Source organism: Actinoplanes sp. M2I2, from assembly GCF_023544445.1.
In the GTDB taxonomy this organism is placed as follows: Bacteria; Actinomycetota; Actinomycetes; order Mycobacteriales; family Micromonosporaceae; genus Actinoplanes.
This window is the reverse complement of the sequence record NZ_JALPVJ010000013.1, coordinates 24364-39524: the sequence shown is the minus strand read 5'-3', so window position 1 is coordinate 39524 and position 15161 is coordinate 24364. Positions and strand designations below refer to the sequence as shown.

The 15161-nt window shown below is 70.2% G+C and carries 16 protein-coding genes; 8 read left to right on the top strand and 8 right to left on the bottom strand.

Going from position 1 to position 15161, the window contains the following annotated elements:
* The first annotated feature begins 84 nt into the window (after positions 1–84).
* The 3 genes from HJC40_RS26245 (at position 85) to HJC40_RS26235 (ending at position 2992) form a co-directional block, all read left to right on the top strand.
* Positions 85–744: a response regulator transcription factor gene (locus HJC40_RS26245; protein ID WP_250004630.1), complete on the top strand. Its 660-nt coding sequence runs from the start codon at positions 85–87 to the stop codon at positions 742–744.
* Positions 731–1690 (top strand): HAMP domain-containing sensor histidine kinase, encoded by a 960-nt coding sequence (locus tag HJC40_RS26240; RefSeq protein WP_250004627.1) that lies wholly within the window; start codon positions 731–733, stop codon positions 1688–1690. Before HJC40_RS26245 ends, HJC40_RS26240 begins: the two co-directional genes overlap by 14 nt.
* A 93-nt stretch (positions 1691–1783) precedes the next feature.
* Positions 1784–2992, top strand: coding sequence for a hypothetical protein (locus tag HJC40_RS26235; RefSeq protein WP_250004625.1), 1209 nt, complete (start codon positions 1784–1786; stop codon positions 2990–2992).
* Between the two features lie 22 nt (positions 2993–3014).
* Here the strand turns inward: HJC40_RS26235 and HJC40_RS26230 are convergent, their stop codons facing one another.
* The 5 genes from HJC40_RS26230 to HJC40_RS26210 all read right to left on the bottom strand — a co-directional run bounded on the left by HJC40_RS26230 (position 3015) and on the right by HJC40_RS26210 (position 8232).
* Positions 3015–3893 carry an ABC transporter substrate-binding protein gene (locus tag HJC40_RS26230; RefSeq protein ID WP_250004623.1) on the bottom strand — a complete coding sequence of 293 codons (879 nt, stop codon included), beginning with the start codon at positions 3891–3893 and terminating at the stop codon, positions 3015–3017.
* Entirely contained in the window at positions 3890–5788 is a 1899-nt protein-coding gene (locus tag HJC40_RS26225) for a bifunctional diguanylate cyclase/phosphodiesterase (RefSeq protein WP_250004621.1), read from the bottom strand. The genes HJC40_RS26230 and HJC40_RS26225 overlap by 4 nt, the downstream gene beginning before the upstream one ends.
* A 147-nt stretch (positions 5789–5935) precedes the next feature.
* Complete coding sequence (locus tag HJC40_RS26220) at positions 5936–6766, bottom strand: aldo/keto reductase (RefSeq protein ID WP_250004619.1); 831 nt, start codon at positions 6764–6766, stop codon at positions 5936–5938.
* A 75-nt stretch (positions 6767–6841) separates the two neighbouring features.
* Entirely contained in the window at positions 6842–7684 is an 843-nt protein-coding gene (locus HJC40_RS26215) for a HEAT repeat domain-containing protein (RefSeq protein ID WP_250004617.1), read from the bottom strand.
* 62 nt (positions 7685–7746) lie between these two features.
* Positions 7747–8232 carry a GtrA family protein gene (locus tag HJC40_RS26210; RefSeq protein ID WP_250004615.1) on the bottom strand — a complete coding sequence of 162 codons (486 nt, stop codon included), beginning with the start codon at positions 8230–8232 and terminating at the stop codon, positions 7747–7749.
* 197 nt (positions 8233–8429) lie between these two features.
* Between HJC40_RS26210 and HJC40_RS26205 the strand changes: the two genes are divergently transcribed.
* The 4 genes from HJC40_RS26205 (at position 8430) to HJC40_RS26190 (ending at position 12045) form a co-directional block, all read left to right on the top strand.
* Complete coding sequence (locus HJC40_RS26205; protein WP_250004613.1) at positions 8430–8942, top strand: SigE family RNA polymerase sigma factor; 513 nt, start codon at positions 8430–8432, stop codon at positions 8940–8942.
* Position 8943: 1 nt separating this feature from the next.
* Entirely contained in the window at positions 8944–9927 is a 984-nt protein-coding gene (locus HJC40_RS26200) for a hypothetical protein (RefSeq protein ID WP_250004610.1), read from the top strand.
* A gap of 225 nt (positions 9928–10152) precedes the next feature.
* A complete protein-coding gene (locus HJC40_RS26195) occupies positions 10153–11079 on the top strand; it encodes a zinc-binding dehydrogenase (protein ID WP_250004607.1) in 927 nt (308 codons plus the stop codon).
* A 468-nt stretch (positions 11080–11547) separates the two neighbouring features.
* Positions 11548–12045, top strand: a complete 498-nt coding sequence (locus HJC40_RS26190) for an NUDIX hydrolase (protein WP_250004604.1) — start codon at positions 11548–11550, stop codon at positions 12043–12045.
* Between the two features lie 27 nt (positions 12046–12072).
* Here the strand turns inward: HJC40_RS26190 and HJC40_RS26185 are convergent, their stop codons facing one another.
* Positions 12073–12867, bottom strand: a complete 795-nt coding sequence (locus HJC40_RS26185) for a GNAT family N-acetyltransferase (protein WP_250004601.1) — start codon at positions 12865–12867, stop codon at positions 12073–12075.
* A 141-nt stretch (positions 12868–13008) separates the two neighbouring features.
* Between HJC40_RS26185 and HJC40_RS26180 the strand changes: the two genes are divergently transcribed.
* A complete protein-coding gene (locus HJC40_RS26180) occupies positions 13009–13497 on the top strand; it encodes a cupin domain-containing protein (protein WP_250004599.1) in 489 nt (162 codons plus the stop codon).
* On the opposite strand, the gene HJC40_RS26175 is transcribed toward HJC40_RS26180, so the two are convergent.
* Complete coding sequence (locus tag HJC40_RS26175) at positions 13426–14481, bottom strand: LysR family transcriptional regulator (protein ID WP_250004596.1); 1056 nt, start codon at positions 14479–14481, stop codon at positions 13426–13428. The two genes, HJC40_RS26180 and HJC40_RS26175, sit on opposite strands and share 72 nt — an antisense overlap.
* A 26-nt stretch (positions 14482–14507) precedes the next feature.
* Positions 14508–15143, bottom strand: a complete 636-nt coding sequence (locus HJC40_RS26170; RefSeq protein ID WP_250004592.1) for a TetR/AcrR family transcriptional regulator — start codon at positions 15141–15143, stop codon at positions 14508–14510.
* Between the last annotated feature and the right edge of the window lie 18 nt (positions 15144–15161).

Here is a 15161-nt window from a genome sequence, read left to right as displayed (position 1 = left end):
CCGATTTCTACGCGGGCCGCGGTGACAGCCCGGTGACGAACGACTGTCACCGAGCTGTCACCACCGGGCTGGCATGCTGGGGCGATGCGCGTGCTGGTCGTCGAAGATCACGAGTTGCTGGCCCGGACGATCGGCGCCGGGCTGCGCCGGGAAGGTATGGCCGTGGATGTCGTCACCGACGGCGGCGAGGCGCTGGCCGGTCTCGACCTCGTGCCCTACGACGTGCTGGTGCTCGACCGCGACCTGCCGGTCGTCTCCGGCGACGAGGTGTGCCGCCGCGTCGGCGAGCTCGGTCTGCCCACCCGGGTACTGATGCTGACCGCTGCGGGCACCCTGGCCGACCGGGTGGACGGGCTCGACCTGGGCGCCGACGACTATCTGACCAAGCCGTTCGACTTCCCCGAGCTGGCCGCGCGGGTGCGGGCGCTCGGCCGTCGCTCCGGCTCGCCCGTGCCGCCGGTGCTTCGCTGCGCCGACGTCACGCTGGACCCGGCCCGCCGCACCGTCACCCGCGCGGGCCGGCCGGTGCCGCTGGCCCCCAAGGAGTTCGCCGTGCTGGCCCACCTGCTCGCTCGCCCCGGCCTGGTGGTCTCGGCCGAGGAACTGCTCGACCACGTCTGGGACGAGGCGGCCAACCCGTTCACCACGACCGTCAAGACCACCCTGGGCCGGCTCCGGGCCAAGCTCGGCGAGCCACCGATCATCACGACCGTCCGGGAGGGCGGCTATCGTGCCGGCCGCTGAGCTGCCCCGGCTGCGCGCCCGCCTCGCGCTGTTCTACGCGACGGCGACAATCGTCCTGGGCAGCGTGCCGACCGTCGTCGCCGGCCTCGGCGCCTGGTCGGGCGGGTCCACTCAGGAGTTCGGAGCCGTCACCGGGGTGCGCGAGACCAGCAACACCGGGGAGGTGCTGACCGGCGTCGCCCTGGGCCTGATCATCGTGGCGCTGGCGGCGGTGCCGATCGGCTGGGCGCTGGCCGGGCGGGCGGTTCGGCCGCTGGCCACGGCCTACGCCGCGCAACGCCGTTTCGTGGCCGACGCCTCGCACGAGCTGCGGACCCCGCTCACCGTCCAGCGGACGCTGATCCAGGTGACGCTGGCCGATCCGGACGCCGACGCGGAGACGTTGCGTGCCCTGTGCGCCGAGTTGCTGCGCATCGGGGACCAGCAGGAGCGGTTGGTCGCCGCCCTGCTGGCGTTGGCGCAGGGTCAGCAGGGCGTGACGCCGACCGAGCCGGTCGACCTGGCTGCCCTTGTCGCCGAGGCGGTGACGGAACGCGAGCCGGCGACGGCCGACCTCACGGTGCGTACGGCTGTCCGGCCGGCCGTCGTGGCCCGCGCCGACCCGGCGCTGATGGCCAGCCTGATCGGCAACCTGCTGGACAACGCGATCCGCCACAACGTCGCCGGCGGGCGCGTCGAGGTCGCCGTACACACGCATGACGATCTTGTGACCTTGACCGTCGGCAACACCGGCCCCGAAGTGCCGGCCGACGCGATCGACCAGATCCTGCAACCGTTCCAGCGACTGACCACGCCCCGGACGCAGAGCGAAAGCAACGGTCTGGGCCTGGCCATCGTGCAAGCCATTGCCGACAGTCACCAGGCCGAATTGCGAGTGACGCCCAACCCGGCCGGCGGCTTGACGGTCACCGTCATCTTCGCCTCGGCCCTCGACAGATCCAGGTGAGAAGCCGACTTCGTCGTTTCGCCGCCCGCGTACCCGGCGCCGATCATGCTTTCAGCTGGAGGGTCTGACTGCGGTACGGGGTGGAGGCGCCGGATGTCGACGTTCGAAGGCCATGCGTGGATAGACGTCGCCGACCGCGCCGGCGTCGATGCGGTTCTGGCCGTGGTCGACGACGAACGGGTGTGGAGGGCGCCGCAGAGGCTCCGGGCCGCCTTCTACGACACCGGGCAGGGTTGGCGGATAGCTGCGTTCAGCCGCGACCAGGGCCACGCGTACCTGCCCGACTTCGTCGCTCACCTGATGACCCGCACCGGAGTGATCGTCCGGGCTTTCGTCGCTCTCGATCATGATGAGTACGGAGCCGAGCACATCGTTCTCGGATTCCAGGAGGGCCAGGTCACCCTGGTGCACCACCGCTACATCTATCCGAAGTTCGCGGGTTGGCCCCAGCGTGAAGGTAGCCCGTGGCAGACCGATCTGCCGACCATCGGCCCGGTCCGCGGAAGCTTCACGGGACGGCTGGTCGACAGCGCGGATGCCCGATCGGCGCTGGCCGACCTCTACCACGTGCCCCTGCGCCGGATCCGCCGAGCCGGCCGGCGGGCTCTGCGGTCCAACAGCGGGCTGGGGGTCACCTACGAACCCTTCACGCCATGGTTCCAAGCCCTCGGTATCGACATCGAGGAACCGGTCGGCGAAGAGATGGTGCTGGTGCGTGACCGGCCGGTCTGGCGAGAGGCGTTCCTCAGGTACGCGCTACCGGAGCTCCCGGGCGGATGGCAGGTCCTCGACGATGCCGCGCTGCTCACCCCGGTGGACCTGATCGCCTGCGGGGTCCAGCGCGGAATCCCGGCCGGCTTGCGGGTCGTGCTGCAGCCTCTGTACCAGGAAATCGACTCCTGGCTGTTGCTCAGCCATCCCGCCGAGGCCGGAACCCGCTGGTGGGGAAGCTACGAACGGGTCGAGGACGCGGAGGACTACATGCGTGACGCAGTGGCGACCATCCGAAACGACGTGCTGCCGATGCTCGAGACGTACGGTTCCTTGGACGGCTACCGCCGCTTCTGCGCCGAGCGGGCCGACGACGTGAACAATCCGCGAGCGCTCTATCTCCTGGCCGCGACCGAGATCGTTCTGGAACGCTACGACGACGCGAACGCGGCCCTCGACCAGGCGCGGGCGAAAGTCCAGCACCAACCCGATCCCTGGCATCCCGGCCCGGCCACCCCGCAGACCCGCGCGCTGCTTCTCGCCCGGGCCGCCGAGCAACGTCGGCGGCTCAGCCTGCCCGAGTCCTCGTAGGGCGCGCTCGTGCGTGCGGACTTCAGTCCTGCGTGGCGCCGTTGATGGATACGGCCTTGACCGCGCCGCTGCTCAGGTTCCAGCGCTGCAGCAGATCGGCGTAGGTGCCGTTGGCGACCACCTGGTCCAGCGCACCCTTCACCGCGTCCCGGAGCTGACTGTTGCCCTTGGCGAACGGGATGCCGATCAGGCCCGGACTGTACTGGGCGGCCGAGGCCAGCTCGAAGTAGTCCTTGGTACGCGAGTCGGTGGCCAGGTACGTCGCCGCCGGGAAGTCGTTGAGGACCGCGACCGCGCGCCCGGTCCGCAGCTGCAGCAGCGCGTCGGCGTTCGTCTTGTATTCGCTGATCTTCATCGGCCGGCCGGCGCACCCACTCTGCGAGCGGTGCAGGAGATCGGCCTGGATGGTGCCCTTCTCGATGGCGACCACGTTGCCGCACAGGCCGGTCAGATCGGTGATGCGGTGCGGGTTGCCGCGCTGCACGATGATCGACGATCCGGCCGAGAGGTAGTCGACGAAGTCGGCCTTCTTCTGGCGCTCGGCGGTGTCGGTCATCGCCGACAGCACACCCTCGTAGGTGCCGTCGGCCACCTTGTCCAGGGCGGTCTGGAAGGGACCGGTCACAATCTGGATCTTGATGCCGAGAACCTGACCGATGGCGTCGGCGAGATCCGGCTCGAACCCCACGATCGTCCGGCCGTCCGCTGCGAACGACTCCATCGGCGCGTAGCTGGCGTCGGTGACGAAGCGGATGTAGCCGCGGTCGCGCACTGCCTGCGGGAGCGAGTCGTGCAGCGCTTGGTCGAAGGAAACGGTGATCTGCTCGGTCGTCTCGTCGGCCTTGGTGCCGCATCCCGCGAGGAGGACGAGCGCGAGCGTCGAGATCAGCAGTTTCTTCATCGGATCGCCTCCGGGATCGGTACGGAAATCTGTGCCCACGGCATCGGCCGCGAGTAGTGATAGCCCTGCGCCTCGTCACAGCCGGCCGCAGCGAGCCAGTCGGCGATCTCAGCCGTCTCCACACCCTCGGCGGTGACGCGGCACCCGAGCCCCTGGGACAGGGCGATGACCGCGTGGACGATCGCCTGGTTCTCCTTCTCCTCGAGCACCGTCGCCACGAAGGTCCGGTCGATCTTGAGCTCGACCAGGGGCATCCCGCGCAGCCGTTCCAGGCTGGTGTAGCCGGTGCCGAAGTCGTCCATCGAGAAGCCGATCCCCCGGCCGGCGAGCCGATGGATCGCGGCCATCGAGGTCGCCCGGTCGTCGACCATCGCGGTCTCGGTGACCTCGATGACCAGCTGGTCCGGCGCGGTGCCGAACTCGGCCAGCAACGCCTCCACCATCCCGGCGAAGTCGGCGGCCTCGAGGTTGCGGGCCGAGACGTTCACCGAGACCGTCCAGTCGCGGCCGGCTGCCGCCCACGCCACCTGGTCGGCCAGCGCCCGCCGCAGCACCCAGGCGGTCAGCGGCTCGATCAGTCCGGACTGCTCGGCCGCCGGGAGGAACTCCGACGGCGGCAGCAGCCCGCGTTCCGGGTGCTGCCAGCGCACCAGCGCCTCCACCCCGCAGATCGTGCCGTCGCGCAGGCTCACCTTCGGCTGGTAGAACAACACCAGCTCGTCCCGGTCCAGGGCGTGTCGCAGCTCCGCCTGCACCACCAGCCACTGGGTGGGATGGCGGGTTCGCTCGCCGCCCCAGACGACGATGTCGGCCGTTCCCCGCTTGCCCTGATACATGGCCGCGTCGGCGTGCCGCAGCAGCTCCTCGACCTCGGTACCGTGCGCGGGGTAGAGCGCGATCCCGAAGCTCGCCTCGATCGTGAGCGGCACGCCGTCCAGGATCACCTCGCCGGTGAGCACCGTCCGCAGCGACTCGAGCATCACCCGTACCTCGGTGGCGTCCGCCCCCGGCACGATGAGGGCGAACTCGTCCCCGCCCAGCCGGGCCACCGTGTCCTGCTGCCGCACGCCGCCGCGCAACCGCGCGGTGATCACCTTCAGCAGCTCGTCGCCGGCGTGGTGGCCGAGCGTGTCGTTGACCTCCTTGAAGCGGTTGAGGTCCACGACGACCACCGCGCCGCCCTTCTCCTCGCGGAGAGCGGCCGTGGCCCGCTGCCGGAACGCCTCCCGGTTCGGCAGCCCGGTCAGCCCGTCGTGCAGCGCCTCGTGCTCCTGCCGGGCGGCGTAGCGCCGCAACGACCGGGTCGTCGACCAGGAGATCAGGCCCAGCGCCAGGTAGAGCACGCCAAGGCCACCGCCGAGCCGCCAGTAGGTGACCGCCATCTGTTCGTGCAGCCGCTGGTCGATCTTGTCGTACGGCAGGTAGAGCTCGAGCACTCCGATCGCCTCACCGGAGGCTCGCGCGAACACCGGTTGCAGCACCCGGATGACCTTGCCGGAGCCTTCGGTGGCGTCCGCGATCATGGTCGCCCCGGCCACCCCCACGGTCGCCGAGTGGAACGCCGGATCGGCGACCGGCACCCCGCCCGAGGTGGATCCGTCGTCGGAGTAGACGACCTGACCGGTGAAGGTGCGCAGCCGCATGCGCAGCACCGAGCCGTGGAACAGCGCGAGATCGGTCGCCTTGGCCAGCGAGTCGCGCTCGCCCTCGGTCAGTCCCCGGCTCAGGTCCGCGGCGTCGAGCGCCGGCGCCACCGCCATCTCGGCGATGACGGCCGCCTGTGCGACTCCCTGATCCCGCCCCTGCTTGGCCGCGTCTTCCTGGACGCCGTTGAGCAACACCGTGGCCAGCGCCCCGATCGGCAGCAGGCTGGCCCCGAGGTACGTCGCGAACAACCGCGAACCGGATCGCGCCGCTCGCCGTCTTCCTCCGGGTGTCCACACGGCCGCATCATCGGCCGGGTCGCCGGTTAGCTGAGGAAACCGACCTCAGGACCACGGCGAGTCACCACTACCCCCTGCAGTAACAGCAAGGAGTGGTGCTCACCACCACAGCCGCTCCAGGGCACGGTCGGTGCCGCCGGTGCCGTCCAAGCCGTCCAGCGCATCCATGTCGGCGGAGGTCAGCTCGAAGTCGAAGACCTGCGCGTTCTGCTCGATCCGCTCGCGGTGGGTGGACTTGGGCAGCACGATGAGACCGCGCTGCAGCGCCCAGCGGATCAACACCTGAGCCGGCGTACGGCCCAGCCGCTCAGCGATCTCGGCCACCTGCGGATCGCGCAGGTGCCGGCCCGTCCCCAACGGGCTGTAGGCCTCCAGGGCCAGTCCGCGCGCCTCGCAGGCGGCCAGCAGACCGCGGCGGAACTCGAACGGGCTGAACTGCACCTGGTTGACGACCGGGGCCACCTCGGCCACCTTGAGCAGGTCGTCGACCTCGGACGCGCTGAAGTTGGAGATGCCGATCGAGCGCGCGTAGCCGCGCTCGCGCGCACGCTGCATGCCGTCCCAGGCCCAGGTCGGCCCGCCCTGCGGCCAGTGCACGATGTAAAGGTCGAGGGAGTCCACGCCGAGGCGCTCGAGGCTGCGCTGCGCTTCGGCTTCAGGGTCACGCGAACCCGGGTTGAACTTCGTCGTGATGAAGACGTCTTCGCGGGCCACGCCGCTGTCCCGCAGCGCCCGCCCCACGCTGGCCTCGTTGCCGTACGCCTGGGCTGTGTCGATGTGGCGATAGCCGGCTTCCAACGCCCAGCGCACCGCGTTCTCGCACTCGGGCCCGTCCGGCACCTGCCAGACACCCAGCGCGAGCAGCGGAATCTGTTTGCCGTCGGCGAGCACACGGGCCCGTCCGTTGTCGGTCAGCTCTCCTGCAGCCATCGCCGTCTCTCCCTTTTCTGTGACCAGCACCTGCCGGCACTCTTGGTGACTGCCCCGCCTGGCGCCGGGAAAACTTCAGGGAGCCTCGACGGGCGCTTCGACGGGCGCTTCGACGCTGTCCCGTTCGGCGATGGCGGCTTGGATTCGCCGGAGCGTACGCAGGCCTTTCTTCGCCGCGGCGCGGACTTCTCCGTCGAAGACGGTCACGCCGCGGTCGCCGGCCATCAGCCGCTCCAACGTCGGGATGACCCGGTCGTCGCCGGTCGACCCGAGCGCGACGGCAGCCCAGTACCGCTGATCCGGATCGGTGCTGTCGGCCGCGGCCAGCAGCCGGGGCACCACCTCGGGCGTGAACAGGGCGAGCGTGCTGGCGACATAGCCGATCCGCGGAAACCGCCGATGCTCGAACTCGTGCCAGAGCGCTTCCAGGGCCGCGTCGCCGCCGATCCGGGCCAGGGCGTCGGCGGTTCGCTGGCGTAGCCAGTCGGCCGGGTCGCCGAGCAGCGGACGCAGCGCGGGAACGACCGAGGCGTCGCCGAGGCGGCCGAGCGCGATCACCGATTCGTCCCGGACCATCGGCTGCGGATGGTCGAGCAGGGCGATGAGTTGCGGCACCGCGGCCCGGACGTCCATTGCCGCGCAGCCCATCGCGGCCCAGGCCTGGCAGTTGTACCGGGTGTCGCCGAGCGCCGCGAGCAACGGCTCCCCCAGCCCGGCGTCGGCGAAGACGGCCGCCTGGTTCATCGCCCGGGTATAGATCGACCGGTGGAAATCGCGGTAGTCGCGGACGAGCACGTGCAGCGCAGCGATGGCTGATTCGTCGCTGTCAGCCCGGGCGCGGTCGAGCAGTTGGTGCACGTGCGCTTCGCGGGTCTCGAGGGCACCGGATTGCAGGCCCTGCAGGTCAGCGGGATTCACCGCACGACCATACGCGCCGCCGTCCACGCCTGATTCACCACTGCACCGCCTGGCTCTCGCGTTCACACCGGCGCGCGATCGCCGGCGAAGACCCACAGGCGCAGCAGAACGAATCGCGTCAGCCCGACCATAGCGTTGACCCCGGCGATCAGGAGCATCCCGGATCGCCAGTCGTCGCCGACCACGTCCCCCAGCAACGCCAGCGCCAGACTGGACGCCGCCAACGCAGCGGCGGACAGCCCGCCGCCTTCCCACTGTGCGGTCGACCAGGAGATGCGGCCGCCGGCACGGAAGGTGAGCCGACGGTGCATCTCGTTGGCCAGCATCGACGACAGGACGACGCCGGCCAGGTTCGCGACCTGCTCACCGACCCCGAAGAGCAGGAAGAAGACGCCGAATTGGAGGAGAGACGTGATGCCGCCCGTCGCAGCGAACCGCAGGAGCTGGGCCATCACCGCGTCCGAGCGCAACCACGCCGTCGAAACGGGTCGGTCACCGGGCCTGGCGCCGGGAGCGCTCAGGGCGGGGAGGACAGCGGTTGCGGTCATGACGTTCGCCTCCAGCGGTGTCGACGGATGCGCTGTTTCGTAACACCCGTTAGCTAACGCGTGTAAATCTAGCGGGCGCTCGTCGGATGTCAAGAGAGCTCGTACGCTCCAGCCGCCGTTCGCGTCAGGAAAAAGTTTTCGTGGTTGCTGACAACGTCTTCGTCGGCAGGCGGGTCTTACCCGGTGTGACGACCGTTATGAATCACCGAGCGTCCGGGACGCAGGGCGTGGAGCAGGAGTTCCGCGTCTTCGTCCAGGGCATCGCCGACTCGCTGCACCGAACCGCTTACCTGCTGTGCGGGGACTGGTATCTGGCCGATGACCTTGTCCAGGAGGCTCTGGCCAAGGCCTACAGCAACTGGCGCAAGGTTCAGCGGGCCGACAGCCCGTCCGCGTACGTGCGTCGCATCCTGATCAACGAGTCGCGGCGCGGCTGGCGCCGGAACCGCAAACACACGCTGGAGTCCGGCACCCGGGCGCTGGATCCGGCGGTCTCCGACATGGCCGACAGCGTCGTGAACCGGACCGAGCTGCTGCAGGCGTTGCAGTCGCTCCCGGCGCGACAGCGGGCCACCGTCGTCCTGCGGTTCCTCGAGGGCCTGAGCGAACGGGAGACCGCCGCCACTCTCGGGTGCAGCGAGGGCACCGTCAAGAGCCAGACGAGCCGCGCACTGACCAAGCTGAAGTCCCTCCTGAAGGAAGATCACTGATATGTCTCACGACACCGAGGATCGCCTCACCACGGCGCTGCAGAGCTTCCGTTCCGACCCGTCGTACTCGCCGGAGATCGACGAGATCCTGGCCCGCGGCAAGAAGATGAGCCGTCGCCGGATCGCCTGGCGCGCCACGGCCGGTGGCACCTTCGCCGTCGCCGCGGTCACGGCGGTGGCTCTCGCCGCCGGTGGCACCGGCGGCCCGGCCCCGGCACCGGCGCCCAACCTCGCCGCCCCGGGCTCGTCCGCGACCGCCGAGCAGCCTCCGGTGGTGCGCCTGGTCGGTCGCCTCACCACGCTCAAGCAGACCGAGGGCGATGCCACGCTGATCGAGCGCAGCCAGGCCTACACCGACGGCAAAAAGATCGTCGTCTGGGACCTGCACGCCGACAACGGCGACTACTTCTTCGCCAAGACCCGCGCCGGACTCCCGGCCCGGGTCGAGAAGGGCCGGTCCCAGATGGACAAGGCCGACGAGGCCGGCCGCAAGCGGGCGGTCGCCGCGGCGAAGCTGGCCGCCAAGGGTGACCTGAACGAGGCGCGCAAGCGGATGGCGCGGGCCTTCTACACCGGCAAGAACCCTGTGCCGATCGAGGCTCCGGGCGCCGTCAAGCCCCTCTCGGAAGGCGACAAGATCAAGGCGAAGGCCACCGGCACCAAGGCGGTCGCGGGCAACTACACCGACAACTGGGTGTGGAACACCTCGATCGACGCGCTGCGCGACGGCGCCGGCGACCCTGCCGTCCGCGCCGGTGTGCTGCGGCTGCTCGACCAGATGCCCGAGATCTCGATCAAGGAGGGCACCCTCGACGGCCGGAAGGTCCTCACCCTGACCGCCGGCGCCCCGGCCGTCGACAGCCCCGAGAGCGTGGCCGTCGACGCCGAGACCGGCATGCCCCTCAAGTACACCAACACCTTCGTCACCGTCACCTTCACGGTGACCCGGGTGACACTCGCGGAGGTCGCCACCGGCAAGTTCTGACCACCGCGAGGGTCAGGAGACGCATCAACGCCGGGCCAGGGCGGAGCAGGGTTCCTGCTCCGCCCTGGTGCATCGAGGTGCCTTCACGACCAGGGCCCCGCGCGGTCGGCGTTCTCACCGGCGCAGTTCGCCGGCACAGCCGCGTTACAGTCGATCTCCTGCTGGGTCGCACGGTCCAGACGACGGCGACGGCGGCAAGCGATCCGACAAACTCGGGAGGACCTGATGCGCGCCTTGGTCATCGACCATGACCGGACCTCGGGGTTCAGGCTGGGGACCGCGGCGCAACCGGCGCCTCGCCCGGATGAGGCTCTGGTCGAAGTCGGGGCGTTCGCGTTGAACGCCGGCGACCTGGCCACGGCCGGCGGGCTGGACGACGGCAGCGTCCCTGGCTGGGAGGCGGCCGGACACATCGTCGAGGCGGCCCGCGACGGTTCCGGGCCCGCTGTCGGCACTGCGGTGACCACCTTCGGAAACGGCGGAGGATGGGCCGAATATCGCGCTGTCAGCACCGCCATGCTGGGCACCGCGCCCACGGACGCCGACCTGGCCGCCATCAGCACTGTCCCCGTGGCAGCCAACAGCGCGCTGCGCGCTCTTCGCCGCAGCGGGCCGGTCCTGGGCCGACGCATCATGATCACCGGCGCGACCGGTGGCGTCGGACGGTACGCGGTTCAACTCGCACATCTGGGCGGTGCCCAGCCGATCGCCGTGACGCGATCGCCCGAGCGGTTCGGCTCGGAACTGCGGAGCCTCGGTGCCGACGACGTCGTCGCCGACCCGGCCGACTATCCCGGCACCGTCCACACCGTGATCGACACTGTCGGAGGCTCCATCCTCGTACGAGCCTTCGACCGGTTGGAAAGCGGCGGCGTACTGATAGCTCTGGGGCACCTGGCCACCGAGGTAGAAAGCTTCCCTCCCGGTGCGCTCATGGCCACCCCGGACGTCAACAACCGCGCCATCGTCAGCTTCCACCAGTTCGACGGCACTCCCCTGCCGCCCGACTTCACGTGGCTCAGCGGGCAACTGGCCAAGGGATCACTGAAGCCCTCCATCGCGTGGCGCAAGTCGTGGCACCACGTGGAAGAGGCAATCACCGCTCTGCGCAACGGCACCCTGCACGGCAAGGCCGTCGCCGACGTCGACTGACCGACTCGACCTTGTGCCGCCGAAGTCGTCAAGCGCGCGAAGCCTGGCCGCTCTCAATTGCGGACCGGCGGCCAACCCCCGGCCGCGAATCGTTGGCGGACGAGGGCGGTCGCCCCGGGTCAGCCGGTCGGCCGGGAAGCCGGTCTGGGTCAGGATGGTTTCCACCGTCGTGACCAGATCGGCTTGAGCGACCTGTTTCGGCGACAGGTTCACCGACAAGCGCAGTGACCCGGCCTGAGCACCTCCCGAGGCCGGCGATCAGCCAGGCCGGAGCCTAATTACAGCGCTGTTCTTTGATCGTTGATATTGCAGCTGCGCTGGGCAGACGCGATCGTGGAGGGGTCGGCGGACGCTCGGTCACACGGAAGCAATGAGTCACTGAAGGTCATACTCACCCGTGTGCCGAGGTCCGCCGTTTCATCGACCGGCGGATGGCCGATCGGTCGCGCCGGATCTAGCATGATCTCCATGAGCGATGTCAACGCCGGTGAGCTGCCCGAGCTGGCGTTCGTACTCCCGACCGTCCCGGCCTCCGCCGGAGCTCTGGTACGGGGCCGCAAGGGCCGATTGCTCATCCTGAAGCCGACGTACAAGGGCGGCTGGACGATCCCGGGTGGGGTCGTCGAGATCGGCGAATCACCCTGGGATGCGTGTCGCCGCGAAACCAAGGAGGAGTGCGGCCTCGACGTCACCACGGGGCGGCTGGTGTGCGTCGACTTCCTGCGCCCACGGCCGGACCGTCCGGGTGGTATGCGCTTCCTGTTCGACTGTGGCGCCTTCGACGACGCCGTCCTGGACACGGTGGTGCTCCAGCCGTTGGAGATCGCCGAAAGCCGGATCCTGCCGATCGACGCGGCGCTGCCTCTGCTCAGCGGACCGGTCCGGCGTCGGGTACGCGCCGGCTGGAAGGCGAAACAGGTGCGCTACCTCGAGGACGGCCGCCCGGTGGAGGGCGTCAGCCCTTGAGGCGCGAATCGGGGCGGGAGCGACGGATCAGAGTTTGAAGAGGCGGTACTCACTGACGTTCTGGAAGCCCAGCCGCTGGTAGATGCGCGCTCCGCGCGGACTGGCCGTCAGCGTGACGACCGGGATTCCTTGCTCGTGGGCTTCGGCGAGCAGTTCGGCGGCCAGTGCGGCCGCGATCCCGCGGCGCTCGTACTCGGCGACGGTGGCCATGTTGTAGATGCCGGCCACGCCGTTGCTGATGGACAGCGCTCCGCAACTGACCGGCACATCACCGAGCCAGGCGACGTACCGGAGCTGGAGTTCGTGCCGGCCGTTCCGGGCAAGTTCGACGGCCGTTGTGGCGTCTACGTCAGCCGTGGTCATGCCGTTCGGCACCGGATAGATGCTCGCGAACGCCTTCAGGGCCGAAGCCGTCCGTGCCTGTTCGATCCGCACACCCTGCGGCAGCGGCACCACGGGTTTTCCCCGGAGCCGGGCCGCCATGATCGGGACGGTTCCGACCTCGACGGCCCCCCGCTCGAGGAGTTCGTCCGCGACGCCCGGGTCACTGTCAGCCGGGTTGTACCACCAGAGCCAGCTCGTACCGTCGAGGGCGGCACGTGCTCGCTGGATGGCGGTGTCGATGTTCACGTCGCGTGCCCGCAGCACCCCGTTCAACATCCCTTGCGGAAGACCGCTGCGATAGATCGGTAGGTCGGAGAGGACGTCGTCGTCACTGCCCCACCCGAGCCAATAGGCACGGTTGTTCGCCAGCTGCGGCGGCAGATCGTTGATGAGTTCGGTGTCGAGAGACGAGGAAGTCATACGAGGACGACGCTCCAAGGCATGGGAAGTTCATTCTGGTGTCTCCCCTCACAGCTGAGACAACGGGACGAGGCTGCGACAAGGCCTCATGCCGGCGGCGCATCGGGCGATCGACGTCCGGCCTTGGACGCCCGGCTCCGCCCACGCTGTGATCACTGCATGACCTACGTAACCGGCTCCTTCGCCAAACCCGTGATCACCGATCCCGCCACCCAGCAGATGGTGAGTTTCCTCGGCGGTCTGGTCCGCACCCGGCTCGGCGCCGGCGACACCGACGGCGGCTTCTCGATCCTGGAGCACACCGGCGACCGCGGATACTGCTCCCCGCTGCACCTGCACGACAACGACGAGGAGACGTTCCTCGTGCTCGACGGGACGCTGCGCGTCGAGGTCGGCGCCGAGGTGCTCAGCGTCGGCTCCGGCGGGCTGGCCCTGCTGCCACGTGGGCTGGCTCACGGCTTCGTCGTCACCTCACCCGAGGCGCGGTTCCTCACCGTGCACACCCCGTCCGGCTTCGATCGCTTCGTCGACGAGATCGGCGTCCCGCCCGAGACGGCAGCAGGTCAGACCCCGCTGTCACCGCAGGAGCTCACCCGGATCGCGGCCGGCCACGGGATCCAGATCGTCGGCCCGCCGCTGCTGCCCTGAGATCGACGGGGTGGGGCCGGCGGCGGTCCAGATGTCGGGGCGGCGTTCGGCGAGTTCGCCGGCCGCGGCCCGGCAGGCGGCGAGCAGCGCCAGCACCGCGGGCGCCGACTCGTCACGCCGCCACAGGAGGCTCATCCGACCGCTCAGCCCCGGGCCGGGCAACGGGACGAAGGCCAGGCCGGGCAGCTGAGAAAGACGAAACGAGGCCGGTACGACCGAGACACCGAGGCCGTCGGCGACGAGATCGGCCACGGCGCCCGGCGCGGTCGGGATCGGGGCGAGAGACACGTACGCGGCCTCGGCCACAGCGGTCAGGCGGGACCAGCAGTGCCGGCGCTCCTGCACGGGGAACAGCAGAGACTCGCCGGCCAGCGCCTCCAGCGACAGCTCTCCGGCCGACACGGCCGGGTGGCCCGCGGGGAGGGCCGCCACCCAGCGTTCCTCGACCAACGGCCGGGACGTCACGTCCGGGCGGTTGGCGCCGCCCCAGGTCAGAGCGACGTCGACGCTGCCGGCGGCGAGGGCGGCGCTCTGCTCCTCGTCCTTGATGTCGGTCACCGTCACGCGCACACCCGGCTGCTCGGTGCGCAACCGGCGGATCGCCTCGGCGAGCAGGCCCCCGGGCGGGCTGGGAAGCGGCGCGGCAACGACGACCGTACGGGATCCCTGGGCCCCGTAAGCCCGCGCCGCGTTCAGCACTCGCCGGTTCTGGGCCAGGGCGCGCTTCGCCTCGGGAAGCACCGCCCGGCCCGCGCCGGTCAGGGTCGCCCCCTGCGACGTACGGTCGAACAGGCTCACGCCGAGCACCCGCTCGAGTTGCTGGATGCGGCGGCTCAGCGCCGGCTGGGCCAGGCCCAGCCGCTGCGCCGCCCGACCGAAGTGCCCCTCCCCCGCCACCGCGACCAGCGCCCGCAGCAGGCGCGGCTCGACCTCCGACTGCCCCACCGCGTCCGGAGCCGCCTCCGGCGCACTGTCTAGATCCATCACCCGGCAAGTGTAGGAGCGTCTTGTCACCCGCCAGGCCGGTCCTCAGCGGGCCGCCGGAAACTCCCGTACCACTGCAGCGAGACGAGTTCCCGCGCCACCGCCGCGTCCTGGGCCTGGTCACCGGTCAGGACCTGGTTGGCGATGACCTGGATGCCGCCCCAGACGAACACCCGGCTCGCCGTCTCCGGCTCCAGCTCCGGCGCCGTGCGGCCGGCCTGCTGCTCGACCCGCAACCACGCGGCGGCGCGCTCGGTGAACAGCTGCAGCTCGGCCTCCCACGCCGCCCGGGCCGCCGGGTCGTACGCCGCGACCTCGAGCACCGCGGCCAGCAGATGCCGCCGTTCCCGGTAATAGCGGATCACCGCACCCATCGCCTGCTCCATGCTCTCCCGGCCACTCTCCGGAGGGGCGGCGCTGATCAGGTCGAGTGCGGGGGCGGTGAGGGTGGCGGTCAGCCGCAGCAGCAGCTCGGTCTTGTCGCGGAAGTGGAGGTAGAACGTCGATCGCGCCACCCCCGCCTCGGCCGCGAGCCGTTGGATCCCCAGCTCGGTGAAGCGCTCACCCCCGGCGAGCAGCTGCTCCGCCGCGGCCAGGATCTGCGCCTCGGCGACAGCCCGGCGGTCAGCGCCGGCCGAGGCCCGGCGGGTGGTGGAAGCCATAGCCCGATCCTAGGCACC